The sequence below is a fragment of the Bacillus sp. z50 genome (assembly GCF_058313585.1).
On the sequence record NZ_JBZFQL010000005.1, the window covers coordinates 187,883 to 203,373 of the forward strand.

Annotated in this window: 14 protein-coding genes; 5 read left to right on the forward strand and 9 right to left on the reverse strand. The window is 37.1% G+C overall.

The window, feature by feature from the left end; all coding sequences use genetic code 11:
- Positions 1-219 precede the first annotated feature (219 nt).
- The 5 genes from ybaK to AC4G3N_RS15095 form a co-directional block, all read right to left on the reverse strand.
- On the reverse strand, positions 220-702 hold the full coding sequence (ybaK, locus tag AC4G3N_RS15075) for a Cys-tRNA(Pro) deacylase (protein ID WP_066108313.1): 483 nt from the start codon (positions 700-702) through the stop codon (positions 220-222).
- A gap of 14 nt (positions 703-716) precedes the next feature.
- Positions 717-2,393, reverse strand: a complete 1,677-nt coding sequence (locus tag AC4G3N_RS15080) for an ABC1 kinase family protein (protein WP_066108315.1) — start codon at positions 2,391-2,393, stop codon at positions 717-719.
- A gap of 40 nt (positions 2,394-2,433) precedes the next feature.
- The gene (locus AC4G3N_RS15085) at positions 2,434-2,730 is read right to left on the reverse strand and encodes a phasin family protein (RefSeq protein ID WP_225983642.1); all 297 of its coding nucleotides are present in this window, start codon (positions 2,728-2,730) and stop codon (positions 2,434-2,436) included.
- Between the two features lie 177 nt (positions 2,731-2,907).
- A complete protein-coding gene (locus AC4G3N_RS15090; RefSeq protein ID WP_066108319.1) occupies positions 2,908-3,900 on the reverse strand; it encodes a Gfo/Idh/MocA family protein in 993 nt (330 codons plus the stop codon).
- A 265-nt stretch (positions 3,901-4,165) separates the two neighbouring features.
- Positions 4,166-4,396: an excisionase family DNA-binding protein gene (locus AC4G3N_RS15095; protein WP_066108321.1), complete on the reverse strand. Its 231-nt coding sequence runs from the start codon at positions 4,394-4,396 to the stop codon at positions 4,166-4,168.
- A gap of 349 nt (positions 4,397-4,745) precedes the next feature.
- Between AC4G3N_RS15095 and AC4G3N_RS15100 the strand changes: the two genes are divergently transcribed.
- The 4 genes from AC4G3N_RS15100 to AC4G3N_RS15115 all read left to right on the forward strand — a co-directional run bounded on the left by AC4G3N_RS15100 (position 4,746) and on the right by AC4G3N_RS15115 (position 9,193).
- Positions 4,746-6,377 carry a Na/Pi cotransporter family protein gene (locus AC4G3N_RS15100; RefSeq protein WP_175354313.1) on the forward strand — a complete coding sequence of 544 codons (1,632 nt, stop codon included), beginning with the start codon at positions 4,746-4,748 and terminating at the stop codon, positions 6,375-6,377.
- Positions 6,378-6,744: 367 nt separating this feature from the next.
- Complete coding sequence (locus AC4G3N_RS15105; RefSeq protein WP_148631109.1) at positions 6,745-7,170, forward strand: DUF1641 domain-containing protein; 426 nt, start codon at positions 6,745-6,747, stop codon at positions 7,168-7,170.
- Positions 7,171-7,259: 89 nt separating this feature from the next.
- Positions 7,260-8,441: an NAD(P)/FAD-dependent oxidoreductase gene (locus AC4G3N_RS15110; RefSeq protein WP_490553128.1), complete on the forward strand. Its 1,182-nt coding sequence runs from the start codon at positions 7,260-7,262 to the stop codon at positions 8,439-8,441.
- Between the two features lie 272 nt (positions 8,442-8,713).
- Positions 8,714-9,193, forward strand: coding sequence for a flavodoxin domain-containing protein (locus AC4G3N_RS15115; RefSeq protein ID WP_066108330.1), 480 nt, complete (start codon positions 8,714-8,716; stop codon positions 9,191-9,193).
- A gap of 56 nt (positions 9,194-9,249) precedes the next feature.
- Here AC4G3N_RS15115 and AC4G3N_RS15120 read toward each other — a convergent pair whose 3' ends face one another.
- From AC4G3N_RS15120 to AC4G3N_RS15135, 4 genes are all read right to left on the reverse strand, one after another.
- Positions 9,250-9,861, reverse strand: coding sequence for a TetR/AcrR family transcriptional regulator (locus AC4G3N_RS15120; RefSeq protein ID WP_066108333.1), 612 nt, complete (start codon positions 9,859-9,861; stop codon positions 9,250-9,252).
- A gap of 8 nt (positions 9,862-9,869) precedes the next feature.
- Complete coding sequence (locus AC4G3N_RS15125; protein ID WP_066108336.1) at positions 9,870-11,834, reverse strand: ABC transporter ATP-binding protein/permease; 1,965 nt, start codon at positions 11,832-11,834, stop codon at positions 9,870-9,872.
- A 278-nt stretch (positions 11,835-12,112) separates the two neighbouring features.
- Positions 12,113-12,874 (reverse strand): SDR family oxidoreductase, encoded by a 762-nt coding sequence (locus AC4G3N_RS15130; RefSeq protein WP_066108337.1) that lies wholly within the window; start codon positions 12,872-12,874, stop codon positions 12,113-12,115.
- 373 nt (positions 12,875-13,247) lie between these two features.
- Positions 13,248-14,033: an SDR family oxidoreductase gene (locus tag AC4G3N_RS15135; RefSeq protein ID WP_066108594.1), complete on the reverse strand. Its 786-nt coding sequence runs from the start codon at positions 14,031-14,033 to the stop codon at positions 13,248-13,250.
- Between the two features lie 303 nt (positions 14,034-14,336).
- On the opposite strand from AC4G3N_RS15135, the gene AC4G3N_RS15140 reads away from it, so the two are divergent.
- Positions 14,337-15,431 carry an SH3 domain-containing protein gene (locus AC4G3N_RS15140; protein WP_066108340.1) on the forward strand — a complete coding sequence of 365 codons (1,095 nt, stop codon included), beginning with the start codon at positions 14,337-14,339 and terminating at the stop codon, positions 15,429-15,431.
- Positions 15,432-15,491: the final 60 nt, after the last annotated feature.

The window sequence follows — 15,491 nt, forward strand, 5'->3', positions numbered from 1 at the left end:
ATCCCCACTTTATCATATGGCATTCACCCAAAAATTGTAAACAGTCTTATCCAGATATTTTAAAACCCGACTTTCATTACATACAAACTACTGACCCAACATTAAATAGAACTCATCACTTCATACAGAGAAAAATAAGGACCCAATACTTATTAAATCCGGTGTATCTGTTTACTAATCTCCCTAAATTACAAGAAAAAAAGGCCCTAATCAGACCTTTCACCCATGTATAACGTCAGCAAAATCGCCATCTACTACTGATGTAAGTAAATCAGCAACCTTTACTTTCATTTGCACTCCTATTTTTCCTGCACTGACTATAATTTTTTCCTGAATTTCAGCTGATACATCTATGTATGTTTTATACTGCTTTTTCATCCCAACCGGTGAACAGCCACCGCGGATATACCCCGTATATTTTTGTATGTCTTTCATAGGCAGCATTTCAACTTTCTTTTCACCAGAAACTTTAGCTGCTTTTTTCAAATCTAGCTCTGAATCTACAGGAATCACAAATACATAAACAGAGCCAGTCCCTGAAATGGTAACGAGAGTCTTATAGACAAGACGATAATCCTGGCCTATCTTCTCTGCAACGGAAATACCATCAATTTTCCCATCGCGATTTTCGTATTGAAATATTTCATACTCAATTTCTTTTTGATCTAAAAGGCGCAGTGCATTCGTCTTTACGTTTCCCACTTAAAAACTTCCTCTCAAAATTTGCCCGATTTAAAAATTGAATAAAGTAAATACAGTACCATTAAGGTGGCGATAATCGATCCAATTTCAATAATAGGCACTTGCCATAATATAGAACCGCTCCCTCTAGATGATGATCCTATAATCAAGCCTGCCATAATAATACTAAAGGACAAGAGAATAATCGCATAGGAAAGCTGGTTCCCGACCTTATCCATTTTACCAAGGAACACATCTAGTTGCGGCACTTCTATTTGTACACGAAATTTACCTTCTTTCAGCTTATTCATCAATTCATTTATATTGCGAGGCATTTCGTCCAGGATATCCGAGTATTCCACTACTTTGTTCCACAAGGAGTCCGCCAGGTTTTTAGGCTTCAGTCTTTCTTTAATCAACTTCTCCCCAAACGGCTCAATTACATCAATAATATTGAATTCCGGATTCAATGTTTCTACAACACCTTCCACTGCAAGGAAGGTTTTACCCAGCATAGTCAAATCAGATGGGATACGGATATGATGTAAGTAGGTTAATGTAAAGAAGTCATTCACTGCTTCACTCATATTTAAAGTATTTAAAGGATGACCATAATACTTATCGATAATTTCTTCTACATCAGATCGCAGTTTATCATAATTGATATCATCAGGTGTGAAGCCCAGCTTCAGGATTGCACGCATGACACTATCCGTATTACCTCGTTTTAAGGCAATAATCAATGTTGCAAATGCATACTTTATCCGTGTATCCAGGTGTCCAATATTACCGAAATCAATCAAAACAATTCGATTTCCAGGTTGAATCAGGACATTGCCTGGATGTGGATCTGCATGAAACAGACCGTTGATTAAGATTTGATTCATCATCGCATCCGTAAAGCGCTCACTGATTAGTTGCCTGTCAAACCCAAGTTCATCTAGCATTTCGATTTCATTTATTTTAATACCTTCTACATATTCCATCGTTAATACTCGCTTAGTAGAGTAGTCCCAATAAATAGATGGTATCTTAATTATGTCATTATCGATAAATTGATTAGCTATTTTTTCGGAATTTCTTCCCTCAATTCCATAATCCAGTTCCTGATGTAAGGATTGAGAAAATTCATCCACTATATCACTTATGCCATAATCTCTAGCCCAGCTGAATCGCTTTTCTGCCAATCTAGCAATATTATGCAAGATTTCTAGATCTGTCTCAATATTACCCTGGATATTAGGGCGTTGCACCTTTACAGCGACCTCTTCCCCTGTATGAAGAACAGCCTTATGTACTTGACCAATAGAAGCCGCAGCCAATGCTTCTTCTGTAAAGTCGGAAAACAGTTCATCAATTGTTGCTTCCAGATTCGATTCGATAATCTTTTTGACTTCTTCAGGGGAGAAGGCAGGCACATGATTCTGCAGCTTTTCCAATTCCAAAATAACGGAAGGAGGAACGATATCAGGTCTTGTACTCAGCATCTGCCCAAGCTTTACAAAAGTCGGGCCCAATTCCTCAAGAATGGCACGAATCCGCTCGGCAGCCGGCCGATTTTTAACCTCCTTGCCTTCAAACGTCCACTGCCCTCCAAACGGTAGCATATCGGATAATCCCAGTTCTTTGGCAATGGATCCAAATCCATTATGAATCATTGCACGGATGATATCCTGGTACCGATTAAAGTGACGTATTCTCTTTTCAAGCATCTGCTTCCCCCCTAACCTGCTCATTCATAAACTTGTGTTGTTATTGATTTTTCTCCTCTAACAAAGCAATTCGATTTTCCAATCGTGCAATGTCTTCTTTTGTGGCAAGATCCATTTCTGCCAGACGTTGCTTAACCTTTAAATTAATTTGTTGTTCAAATTCTGTCCGGGCTTCATTACCCTTTTTCACTAGATCTTCCACCATTGATTTAGATTCTGCCTGAGTTACTTCACCCTTTTTCACCAATTCATCCACTAATTTTTCAATTTGTTCCTTGCTTGTTACAGCTGCTCCAATTCCCATAGAAAACGTTTTGTTTATAATGTCCCTAATCATGCTCACTTCTCCTCCTTGAACTTATGATTAATAGAATAAAGCAAAGTTTTTCCCACTATTACCTTTCCACCCCTTAATTAAAACAAACCTATAAATTGTGTATTTTTTTTGAATTAATAAACATCTCTGCTTATAAAAAATAGAAGACCGCCCTGCCGGCAGCCTTCTATTAAAAAATTATTCAGATTCTCTTTCTGTACTAAATACAATTCCACTTTCTTTTCGGGAGTACTCTGTAATTTCCAGTACCCCTCTACTAATCTCAATTAGCTTTTGATAATCTGGCTGTTTATCATGGTTGATAATATCGATAAAGGTATCAATTTCATACACCATATCATTCTCTTTTTGAGGAATTGAAAAGGGTTCGCATACTTTTGTTTCTCTATCAATATACTCAAGCTTTTGAATGGTTCCTGATCCAGGAAAGATAATATTCCCCGTCTCCCCATGAATTTCATTTGACCCATAGGAATTAACTATTTTCGAGCAAACAATTGTACATACAAAATCAGAATACTTGAGGATTAGTGTTCCTCCTCCATCAACGCCACTATCAAGCATAACTGGAGTATAGCTGGTCGAGATAGGTTTTCCGAAAAGGGCGAAGGCCATGGCAAGAGGATAAACACCTAGGTCCACCAAAGCACCACCTGAATAATCAGCTGAGAAAATATTAGGAATCTCCCCCTCCAGTAGTTGATCATATCTGGAAGAGTATTTCATATATTGTAAGTTTATATTACGAATTCTCCCCACTCGTCTAATATTATCCTGCAGTAACTTGAAGTTGGGTGTATGAAGGGTTCTGATGGCTTCAAAAAGATAGACGTTATTCCTTTTAGCGATTTGATATGCCTGATCCAGCTCTGCCACATTAGAGAATAACGGTTTTTCACATATGACATGTTTCCCGTTTTCTAACATTAAAACCGCTTGTTCAAAATGACATGAGTTCGGAGAAGCGATATAGACAATATCGATTTCCTTACATTTAGCTAGTTCCTCCAGCTGATTAAAAACAAGATCGACCTCATGCTTATTCGCAAAACGAGACGCCTTATCCAAATTTCTTGAATAAATCGCCTTTAGATAAAGACCATCGCTTTCTAAAACTGCATCTATAAATTGTTCTGTAATGCTACTAGTACCAATTGTTGCTAGATTCATAAGTAACCTCTCCCTCGCCTACCAAAATAAAAATCATAATTTCAAAAGTGCCATTATATTCTTACTAGTACCCCAATAAAGGAGCATGCTTACCTATAATAAGAATTTTTTATAATTACGAACGCTACATAAATCATATCAAAAAATGACTGCAGACATTACAATTAGATGCAAAGATTGGTTGTTACTAACTGTTTAATTGGCAATGAAGATGGGATAAGGATTTAAGCAAAAAAAAGAAGGCAAAATTTGCCCCCCTGTTTTATTAATCCTCATCTTTTGCATCCCAATCTTCAGGAATCGGTTCAGTTAACCATTCCTGGAAAAGCTTTTTATATTCCTGCAGCTGCTCTTGATAATTGGAGAATTGATCATTGTTAATCAAATACTGCTCCCCGTCAAATATAGCCCGGATTTTCTTTTGCTTGATAAGAGTTTCAAGATAGGATTCCGGCAATGATAAGTATTCTGCTGTTTCTTTCACGGAAAGGTACACCAATCATCCCCCTCTTCTCCCGAAAATATTGTTTATTAAGTCTATCATATTTTCTACTGTTCTTCATTCAGTTGAGGATTTAGAGTATACATATCTTTCATATCTGGTACTGTTATCTATTATAGAAATCATTAATTCTATCCAGAATTCAATGTAACCATACACTGTTTTTCTTCAAAAACCTATATTTTAAAATAATATATTTTTTTAATTTATTGATAAATTACACGAACGTAAAGGAACCGTAAAGTTATAGTTAAATATGACTGTTTAGTATTTACTTTCAACTTCTTGTCAATAATAATGATAATCGAAAATATTTTTCTAAAATAATGTTGAGGTGTAAACAGTGGATGTAAGTATTCAAGAAATGCTTTTTCAATTTCTCGGCGGATTGGGTATCTTCCTATTCGGTATCAAATACATGGGGGATGGACTCCAAAAATCCGCAGGTGATCGACTAAGAGATCTATTGGATAAATATACAACCAACCCTATTATGGGGATTCTGGTTGGTATTCTAGTTACAGTTTTAATTCAAAGTAGTTCAGGTACAACAGTTATCACGGTTGGATTGGTAAGTGCCGGATTTATGACACTCCGCCAGGCTATTGGTGTCATCATGGGGGCAAATATCGGTACAACCATTACTGCCTTCATTATCGGTATTGATGTTGGCGAATATGCATTACCAATTATCTTTGTCGGTGCATTTTTATTATTCTTCTTTAAAAACCAAAAGCTGCACAACTTCGGTCAAATCCTATTTGGATTCGGATTATTATTCTATGGCCTAGAGCTTATGAGCAGTGGAATGAAGCCTCTACGTACCTTCGAATGGTTTCATGATCTAACTGTCAGCTTAAGTGATTATTCCATACTCGGTGTTGTAGTAGGAACAGTCTTTACATTATTAGTACAAAGCTCCAGTGCTACAATCGGAATCCTTCAGGGATTATTTGGTGAAGGGCTTATTGACCTGCAAGGTGCCTTACCGGTACTATTCGGAGATAACATCGGAACAACTATCACTGCCCTTCTTGCATCGATTGGTGCATCAGTTGCCGCTAGACGTGCTGCTTGTGTACACATACTTTTCAATGTGTTCGGTACAATCATTTTTATGATTTTGCTCGTTCCATTTACGTCCCTTATTGGCTGGTTCCAACAAACACTTGGACTAAATCCGGAAATGACCATTGCCTTTGCACATGGAACATTCAACATTACAAACACACTGATCATGATTCCATTCATTGGTGTATATGCGTGGATTGTTACTAAACTCATTCCAGGAAAAGATACTGTTATTGAGTATAAACCAGAGCATCTGGATGAACGAATCATCGACCAATCTCCTTCTATTGCACTTGGACAGGCGAAAAAGGAAACTTTGCGAATGGGCGAGTTTGCTATTAAAGGATTGGAAGAAACGTATAACTACCTGTTAACTAATGAAACTGCTTCATTGAATACAGGTAATCAAATTGAAGAGGCTCTTAATAATTTAGATCACAAAATAACAGATTATCTTGTTAAAGTCTCCACAAGTTCACTGTCTGCTAATGAATCTGACGAACATAATATTCTAATGCATACCATCACTGATATCGAACGCATTGGCGACCATTTCGAAAATATTCTGGAATTTGCAGAGTATAAAAATACAAATAAAGCAACATTTACAGATGAGGCCACAGAAGGCATGTCTCAAATGTTCACACTAACTATAGAAGCGGTCAAAGAAGCGATGGCGGCAATAGAGAATCAAGATAAGGAAAGTGCCTATAAGGTACTCGAATTGGAACGTAAAATCGATAAGATGGAGCGCCAATTAAGAAAGCAGCATGTCATCCGTTTAAATAATGGATCCTGTTCTGCACAAGCAAGCCTTGTTTACGTTGATATTTTAAGTAATCTTGAACGCATCGGCGATCACGCTAAAAACATTGCCGAAACTATTATCGGTGAACAAGAATAAACAGAAAATAGACTCTCCTCGGAGAGTCTATTTTTTTCCCTTCATTCATTATTTCACTATTATAAAATGCCCTAAACACACTCTCTCCCCATTAACTATTTTAGATTTACACATATTTATCATCCTCAAAAATCCTCCTGTTTTCATTATTTATAAATCAAAATTACAACGGTAACTATTGATGAATGAAATATTTCACTATCAATATAGTGTAAATAGTATTCTTTTTGCTATGAAAGCGCTTTTTTCGAGCAAAAAGTTTTGTGAATTTATACACAAGGAGTATGCTTAAAGTAGAGGATTTATGGTTATATAAATATAACTAATTTAATTTTTCGCTATAACAAACAGAAATGGGGTATTTGCTATGTCAGACACAATGAAACAGCAATCAGAGACACAATCCTCTCCGGTTGCTTCACAAGAAGAATTGTTAAAACAATTATCAAAACCAGAGGTTCAGGAATCATTAGTTACACTATTAAATCAATTACCACAATTAACTGAAGTTGTAACAGCACTGAACAAATCATATGAATTCGCTCAATCCGTCGCTACTGATAAAGTATTAGTAAACGATTTTGCCAATACAGCGAAGGAATTTGCAGAGCCTGTTACGAAAACAGCCAAACATATAGCTGTCAATGCAATGGAAGCAAAAGAAAGAGCTGAACAAAGCAAAGAAGTGATCAGTGTGTTCGGTTTGATGAAAATGCTAAAAGATCCTCAAATCCAAAAGGTTCTTCGCTTTGCCAGCGCTTATCTTCAAGTAAGCAACGAACGTTCCAAATAAAAGCTTATTCATTTATACAAAAAGCACTTATTAAATGATTTTAATAAAATACTAGATTAAAAATATTACAAACAAGGGTGGAACATATCATGGCACAAGAAATTGTTATTTTAGGAGCAGGGTATGGCGGTCTTCTTTCAGCATTATCAGCACGTCAGCATTTAACATCTGAAGAAGCTACTATTACAGTTGTTAACCAATATCCGACACATCAAATCATTACTGAACTGCATCGTTTGGCAGCAGGCAATATTAGCGAAGGCAGAATTGCTATGCCATTAGATCGTTTGTTTAAAGGAAAAGATATTAATCTAATCATCTCTAAAGTTGAATCTATATCAGCAGATGAAAGAAAGGTAACCCTTTCAAGCGGAAAAATCTTAACCTATGATAAATTAGTCGTTGGATTAGGCAGCCAAACTGCTTATTTTGGCATTCCTGGACTTGAAGAAAATAGTATGGTCTTAAAATCAGCAGAGGATGCTAATAAAATTAACAAGCATATCGAAGATCGAATTAAAGAATATGCACAAACTAAAAATCCAGCCGATGCAACCATTGTAATCGGTGGCGGCGGACTAACCGGTGTTGAATTAGTTGGAGAAATTGCAGATACAACCCCTAAAGTAGCTAAAAAATATATGGTTGATCCTTCTGAGCTTAAATTTATCTTAGTTGAAGCAGGTCCAAAAATTTTACCTATGCTTCCTGATCATTTAATTGAACGTTCAATGACAAGCTTAGAGAATCGTGGAGTTCAATTCTTGACTGGACTTCCTGTCACAGGTGTAAACGGAAATGTGATTGAATTAAAAGATGGCCAACAAATTATCGCCAACACATTTGTATGGACTGGCGGTGTACAAGGCCTTCCTGTTATCGGCGAATCTGGTTTAGCAGTAGATCGTAACCGTGCTACTGTTAATGAATATCTACAATCTACTTCACATCCTGATGTTTATATTGCTGGTGACAGTGCAGTTGTCTTCCCTGCTCCTGGTGCGAGACCATACCCGCCAACTGCACAAATGGCTTGGCAAATGGGTGAATTGATTGGTTATAATATTGCGGCATCCATTAAGGGTACTCTTCCTGAAGTATTTGCTCCAGTAAACTCAGGAACATTAGCAAGTCTTGGACGTAAAGATGGCGTAGCCATTATTGGCGGGAACTCAACACCATTAAAAGGCTTACCGGCTACAATAATGAAAGAAGCAAGTAATATCCGTTATCTTTCACACATTAAAGGTTTATTCAGCATAGCCTATTAATAAATGTTAAATCCTGTCCGCTAAACCAGCGGACAGGATTTTTTATTGGCTTTATACACCTCTCTCTTGTCCTATTAACCTTTTCCATGGATAAGTAGCTGGCGGACCAATCAACTACTTGCGGCCAAAGATTATTTCTACAGATTGCCCTCTATCTCTAAAACCTAATGTCAGATAATATTAGAAGTTTCTGATATTTCCCCTTGGTAGGATGACAAAAAGGGTATATGCTTTATATAGACACGTCATCTTAGAAGGGAGCCATATTAGTCATGAACATATTGATTGCTTATGCTTCAAAAAGCGGAACTACAGAAACATGCGTACATATCCTTGAACAAGACTTTAATGGGCATGCAAAATTAGTTGATCTTACGCACACTGATCCTTCGCTGGATGCCTATGATACTGTTTTGATTGGCGGTCCCATCCGTTATGGGAAACTTCATTCGTCGGTTAAAAAATTCGTAAAAAACCATCTTAAAGATTTTAAACAGAAAGAGGTCGGTCTATTTATTTGCTGCGCTGATGTCGGAAATGCTGAAAAATACTTTCAAACCAACTTTCCAGATGAGTTACTTGAGCAAGCAACAGCAATTGACTGCTTCGGTGGAGAAATTCGTTCTCACGCATTGGGAATTTTCGAGAAATTCATTGCCAAAATAGCATTAAAATCGTACCCGGCAGACCAACAGCCTTCTATTCTTAAAGATAATATTCATATATTTGCAGATCGAGTGGAAGCTACCTGACTATAATAAAAAGCCTTGAACCTGTTTAGAACACACGTTCAAGGCTTTTACTTTGTTTATTTCAGTACACCATATTTAATAAAATGAAATTGACGCTCCATGTCTTTTCTTTTTTGGCTTACAGTCGAAAGATCATTTAACGCCAGGATAATTTGATTGAATGTGATAGTTCTCAATATCTCAATAACTTGAAACAATTCCTCTTTTATTTCAACCTTTAGTAAATGAGTGTCAGTAACTAGATTCAGAAACTTCTCTTGTTTCTCTTCCATTTCACGTACATCCGTAAAGCTCATTAAATGTTCAGCTAGCTTACTATCCGTCCGCGTAAATACATTGACCAAAAACTTGGAATGAGCAGGATCCATCGCTTTCTTAGTTATATAATCAAATAGCAGAAAGTGAATTGAAAAGAGGTTTACCCCGGCGTTAATCTTGCTGTTAATCTGATCCAAGAGGTCACTTTTATATTCATTTAATAAATACAGAAACAGATCTTCTTTATTTTCAAAGTAACGATAGAAGCTTCCCCGAGGAATTTGCGCTTCTTTAATAATTCGATTAATTGATGCATCATAGAAGGAATATTGGCTAAATTCCTCCTTAGCAGCCTGAATAATCCTGATTCTCTTTTCCGCTGGTAAATTCACAAATGTTTGACTCGGCATATACTTTCCTACTCTCTGCGTAAAGAGTCAACTGGATCCAATTTAGCCGCTTTATTGGCGGGCATAAGTCCAGAAAGCATGCTAATAATGATGCTAGCAGCAACACCGAAAACAAGATATGCTGGGGTTATTTGTACAATTTCAAAATCAATTAATTTAGTTGAAAGGCTATTAGCTACAAAGGTTAATAAAGAGGCTGCCAGAACACCGATAATTCCACTCGATAATCCAATCAGGAATGCTTCAGATACAAAAATTCTTCTAATATCCATGCGTCTTGCACCAATCGCTTTTAGGACCCCGATTTCCTTCGTACGCTCAACAACACTAATATGGAGAACAACCAAAATCATGATTGCTGAAACAAAAAGTGAAATGCCTGAAATCCCGGTTAATACATATGTCAAAACATCCAGCATTTCGTTCATCATAGCTGTCATTGTTTCTTGCGATGAACCATTGTAGCCCATATCCTTGATTTTTGCTTTTATATCTTCCGTAAACTCTTCATTATCTGCAACTAAATAGATACTTGTAGGATCCAATGTCTGACCGTTATCCTCTGCAAGCTGTACCAGATCCTCATAATTGGCATAGATTAAATCCATCGCTGCAAATTGACTGCCTAATGAAATAATTCCACTAACCGTATAGGTTTTTTCATATAACTGTTCATTAAGCATTAGCGTTACGTTAACATCTTTACCGATCATATCTCCGCCTAATTTTTCAGCGGTACCCTCCGCAAGGAGAATTTCTTGTTTTCCAGGTAAAGTGCCTTCCTTAATACTCGTATCTGTTATGTTAGATGAAATGGTTGTAATCATCATCAAATCAACCTTTTTGTCTCCATATTTAACCGCATTGGAGCCAAATGAGATGAGATTAAATCCCTTTTCCACTGAAGAAACATGCTCGATTTCGGATAATTTCTCGATATCCTTTTCCTCAAATGGTGTCTGTTCTCCCATCATCGATAGCATCATTGCCTGATTTTCATCCACTGATGGCGGAAGTTCCTCTTCCTCAGAAGGCATATTAACTTCTACGACAAGCGGATTCACCATACTGTTCATAGAGTCATTCATATAGGTCTTCACACCATTTCCTAATGAAAGGAAAAAGATGACACTCATGATTCCTATGCTTGCTCCTAATGAAACCCAAACATTTCTACCAAGCTTCTCTTTCATATTCAGAAATGCAAGTTTCACGGCCGCCACAAAGCTAAGGTTTTCACCACCCTTCTTTTCCACTTGATTGGATTGAGGTTCCATTTGTTCTAGAGGTTCTCCTCTGTCATCACGGATAATTTTCCCATCTGCAATTTGGATTACCCTTGAGGAATGGTTCGCTACTCGCTCAGAGTGAGTAACCATAATAACCAGCTTACCTTGCTTAGCAATATCTTTTATGATCGCCAATACTTGTTCCGTTGTTTCAGAATCAAGTGCTCCGGTTGGTTCATCGGCAATGATGATTTCAGGATCATTAATTAATGCACGCGCAATCGCAACCCTTTGCTTTTGACCGCCGGATAATTGATTTGGCTTTTTATAAATATGATTTTTCAAACCAACCTGAGTTAGAATCTCCTCCGCTCTTTTAATGCGTTCCTCTTTCCCTACATTCGATAAAGTCATCGCAATCGTGACATTATCGAGGACAGACAAATGCGGAATCAGATTAAAGCTTTGAAAAATAAAGCCTATTTTATTTTTTCGATATTCATCCATTTCTTTTTCATTAAACTCACCAATATTCTTCCCTTCAAACTGAACGGAACCGGTAAAATCAGAATCCAACCCGCCAATCAGATTCATTAGAGTGGATTTACCACTTCCTGATTCACCAATGATGGAGACCAATTCTCCCTTCTCAAAGGAAACATTAACATCTTTAAGAGCAGGGAAGTATTGACCATCTGCAATCGGGTATTGTTTGTTCACATGATGCAACTCAAGTACTTTCATATACGTTTGATGACACCCTTTACTTATTAGTCTCTTGATGTAATTAGTCTGGTCAGTTTCATGACAGTTTATCAAGTAAGACTACTATAAGTGACAACCTGTCACCTGTCAATTAATTATATTAAAATAATATTTATTAACTGAATATATTTTATTTAAAGTGATTATGTGAAATTTTGTTATTTAAATATATATTTTCTTATTCAAAAGAAAAAGCAGCTTGTCCCTCTAAATCAGAGAAACAAGCTGCCTAATTGTAATCAATTATTTAATATTTATTAGAATGCTGAAGTCCAACCACCATCAACTACTAAAACTGTACCATTTACAAAGCTGGAATCCTCAGAAGCAAGGAATAAGGCAGCTGCTGCAATTTCTTCCGGCTGTCCCACTTTAGGAATCGCAGCTTGTGCTAATCTAGAACGTCCCATTCCAAATTCATTAACTTTTCCCATCGATGCAGAAATATTGGTCTCAACCGCACCTGGTGCGATTGCATTACAGCGAATGCCTTCTTTTGCATACATAAAGGCTGTGTTCTTAGTAAGACCAACCACCGCATGCTTGGAAGCACCATAGGCTGCACCTGCATGAGCACCGTTTAATCCACCAGTAGAAGCAATATTTATAATTATGCCTTGGCCTTTTTCCTGGAATAATGGAACGACCTTACGCATGGAACGCATAACACCTTTTGTATTTACATCAAAAATTAAATCCCATCTTTCATCTTGTATATCCGCAACAGGTTCGAAACCATCCATAATGCCTGCATTGTTAACAAGTATATCTAATGTACCAAATTCACTAACAGCTGTATCAATCATTCCCTCGATATCTTCAAGCTTTGCAACGTTCACTTGCAATGCTTTCGCTGTACCACCATTGTTTGTAATCCCTTCGACTACATTTTCGGCACCCTCAAGGTTAAGATCTGTTACAAGGACTTTAGCTCCTTCTTTTGCATAAAGCTCTGCAATCGCTTTCCCCATTCCGGATGCTGCACCTGTTACAACCGCTACTTTTCCCTCTAATTTCATTTTGAACTACCTCCTCATTAAAGTATAGGCTCTGTTTATCCATACGGATTTTAAAATTTATACTTGGATTTGTCTGTGACACTTCGTATTAATCCAGCATAAAAGCGAGACATACCCAATGTCCTCAGATCCATTTCAAGTAAAACCTGCTTAGCCAACATAACGGACTTTAACATAGCCTAATTTTGCCTAGACATAAAAGAAAGTAAGTTTACCCGAAAAAAATGATATTCTTGCTTCAGGAATATTTTAACTTATATTTAAATTTAAATAAAACTAAAACACCTAACCTACTAGATCAAAAGTTGGACACAATGTGACAATTAGTAGTTAAAGAGAAAAAAGAGTGAAAGTATATTAAGACTTTGTCGAATTAAACTTCCATCCCCCACTTTTTCTGTTCAGCTTCCTTCATCTGTTTTTCTGTTTGCTCTGGATAAACTGTACGGAATTTATGGTGTTCTGCCGGGATAATTTCTATCATTTTTTCAATCATATCCTCTGGATCCATTTGATTTTTCAATCCCTCTTCCATTGCTTTCATATCTTCTTTACGGGTAAAGTGTTCTTCCTCATTAAACCAATTCCATTTTTCTTCTACAGCCCGATCGTTGAAACCCGTATCAAATGAACCCGGGTTAATAGTCGCCACCTGTATGCCAAACTCTTTTAATTCATCCTTTAATGTCAAAGCCATTGCTTCAATGGCATGCTTGGTCGCTGCGTATGGACCTGCATAAGGAGTTGTCATAATGCCTGCCATTGAACTTAAGAAAACAATTTTGCCCATACCTTTGTTAACCAGCTTTCTTGCAGCGATTTGAGCTGTCTCAAGCGTGGCAAAAACGTTCACTTCAAAGATAGCGCGGAACCGTTCCATTGGTATTTCAGCGAGCGGTCCACCTTCATTAATCGCGGCATTCGCCACAAAAATATCAAAATCATATTTATCAATTTCTCTTAAATCAATAGGATTGGTAATATCGAGCTTAAAAACTTCCATATTTATTCCCAAGTCTCTCGTTTCCCGCATAAGCGCTGTTTTCTGAGATGTCGTCTCAGTCGTCGCTATGACATGATGACCTTTTTTCGCCAGACCAATAGCCGATCCTTTGCCGAGTCCGCTCCCTGCTCCAGTAATAAAAATTGTTTTTTCCATTTTATATTTCCTCCTTTCCCCTTCTATCACTTCTTTTTTCTTCTTCCCGATGGCAATTAGCATAAACATTCATCCATTGGCTGAAAATTATTACTTGATATCTGCTATATTGGTAAACCATGTATTAATTTTAAAAATATTTCATTAAATATCCGTAAAATTCATAGAACAATAGAACGAAATTGGGCAGGACCACATGATTAAAAAATTTAAATCTAGTAAAATAAGAAGAGCTCGTTTACGACTACATTTAGAAGTAAATAGAATAAGGAAGTACATAAATTATTAAGGAGAAGTGAATACATGATCAAAAAGGGGATTGCAATCATAATCGCACTGTTCGTGATTCTTTCAGGTCTTCCCGTGGAAAATAACGTTCAAGCTGCATCATCCAAATATGTAACGGCCAGTACACTAAATGTACGAAGTGGTCCAGGAACTACATACAAAGTTGTTACAACTGTTAAAAAGAATACCTCAGTCAAAGTAGCTCAAACGAAAGGCTCATGGGAAAAAGTAACGGTTGGAAGCAAGACTGGCTGGGTTTCCAGCAAATATTTAACATCTAAAAAACCTGTTGCAGAAGTAACTTCTAAAACGATGTATGTCACAGCAAGTACATTAAATATTCGCAGTGGAGCCGGAACTAAGTACAAAGTAGTTACAACTGTTAAAAAGAACAGCTCAGTTAAAGTAACTCAAACGAAAGGCTCTTGGAGCAAAGTAATCATTGGCAGCAAAACCGGTTGGGCTTCCAGTAACTATTTAACTTCCAAAAAGCCCGCAGCTCCGAAAAATTTAGCTGAAGGCTTAAAGACAGTCGAAAGCAACAAGCAACTCATTCTCGTTACTTCAAGTGGATATAATACATCGAAAGCTGAAATCCGCACATTCGAGAGGAACTCTAAAGGAAAATGGGTACCTGTATTAATAACCAAAGGTTATATTGGGAAGTATGGATTTGCAAAGGAAAAGGACATGAAAGAAAGTGGCAAGAGGTCTCCGATTGGGAAGTATACAATCGGTACAGCTTTTGGCCGAAAAGCAAATCCCGGAACAAAGCTGAATTATCGTAAAATCACAGCGGATGACGTATGGGTTGATGATCCGAAATCGAAACTATACAACACTTGGCAGTCCAAAAAGAAAACCAAGGGTCAATGGAAAAGTGCAGAAAATATGAATATATCAGCCTACACATATGGGTTTGTAATCAACTACAATACGAAGCGAACACCTTATAAGGGAAGCGCAATCTTCTTCCACATTGGCAACAGCTATACTTTAGGCTGCACCGCAACATCTGAAGCAAACGTGAAAAAGATTTTGAAATGGTTAGACCCTAAAAAGAAACCAGTCATTATTCAGACTCCAATTAATGAACTTAATACGTACTAATAAAACAACCCTGCATTTGTAAGTCTAGTGCAGGGTTGTTTCTACTGTTCATAAAATAAA

What these genes read in the sequence shown, in the direction of transcription:
- AC4G3N_RS15080 (WP_066108315.1), bottom strand. Translation starts at nt 2,393, where the DNA reads ATGCTTGAAAAGAGAATACGTCACTTTAATCGGTACCAGGATATCATC.
- AC4G3N_RS15085 (WP_225983642.1), bottom strand. Translation starts at nt 2,730, where the DNA reads ATGATTAGGGACATTATAAACAAAACGTTTTCTATGGGAATTGGAGCA.
- AC4G3N_RS15090 (WP_066108319.1), bottom strand. Translation starts at nt 3,900, where the DNA reads ATGAATCTAGCAACAATTGGTACTAGTAGCATTACAGAACAATTTATA.
- AC4G3N_RS15105 (WP_148631109.1), top strand. Translation starts at nt 6,745, where the DNA reads ATGTCAGACACAATGAAACAGCAATCAGAGACACAATCCTCTCCGGTT.
- AC4G3N_RS15110 (WP_490553128.1), top strand. Translation starts at nt 7,260, where the DNA reads ATGGCACAAGAAATTGTTATTTTAGGAGCAGGGTATGGCGGTCTTCTT.
- AC4G3N_RS15115 (WP_066108330.1), top strand. Translation starts at nt 8,714, where the DNA reads ATGAACATATTGATTGCTTATGCTTCAAAAAGCGGAACTACAGAAACA.
- AC4G3N_RS15120 (WP_066108333.1), bottom strand. Translation starts at nt 9,861, where the DNA reads ATGCCGAGTCAAACATTTGTGAATTTACCAGCGGAAAAGAGAATCAGG.
- AC4G3N_RS15125 (WP_066108336.1), bottom strand. Translation starts at nt 11,834, where the DNA reads ATGAAAGTACTTGAGTTGCATCATGTGAACAAACAATACCCGATTGCA.
- AC4G3N_RS15130 (WP_066108337.1), bottom strand. Translation starts at nt 12,874, where the DNA reads ATGAAATTAGAGGGAAAAGTAGCGGTTGTAACAGGTGCAGCATCCGGA.
- AC4G3N_RS15135 (WP_066108594.1), bottom strand. Translation starts at nt 14,033, where the DNA reads ATGGAAAAAACAATTTTTATTACTGGAGCAGGGAGCGGACTCGGCAAA.
- AC4G3N_RS15140 (WP_066108340.1), top strand. Translation starts at nt 14,337, where the DNA reads ATGATCAAAAAGGGGATTGCAATCATAATCGCACTGTTCGTGATTCTT.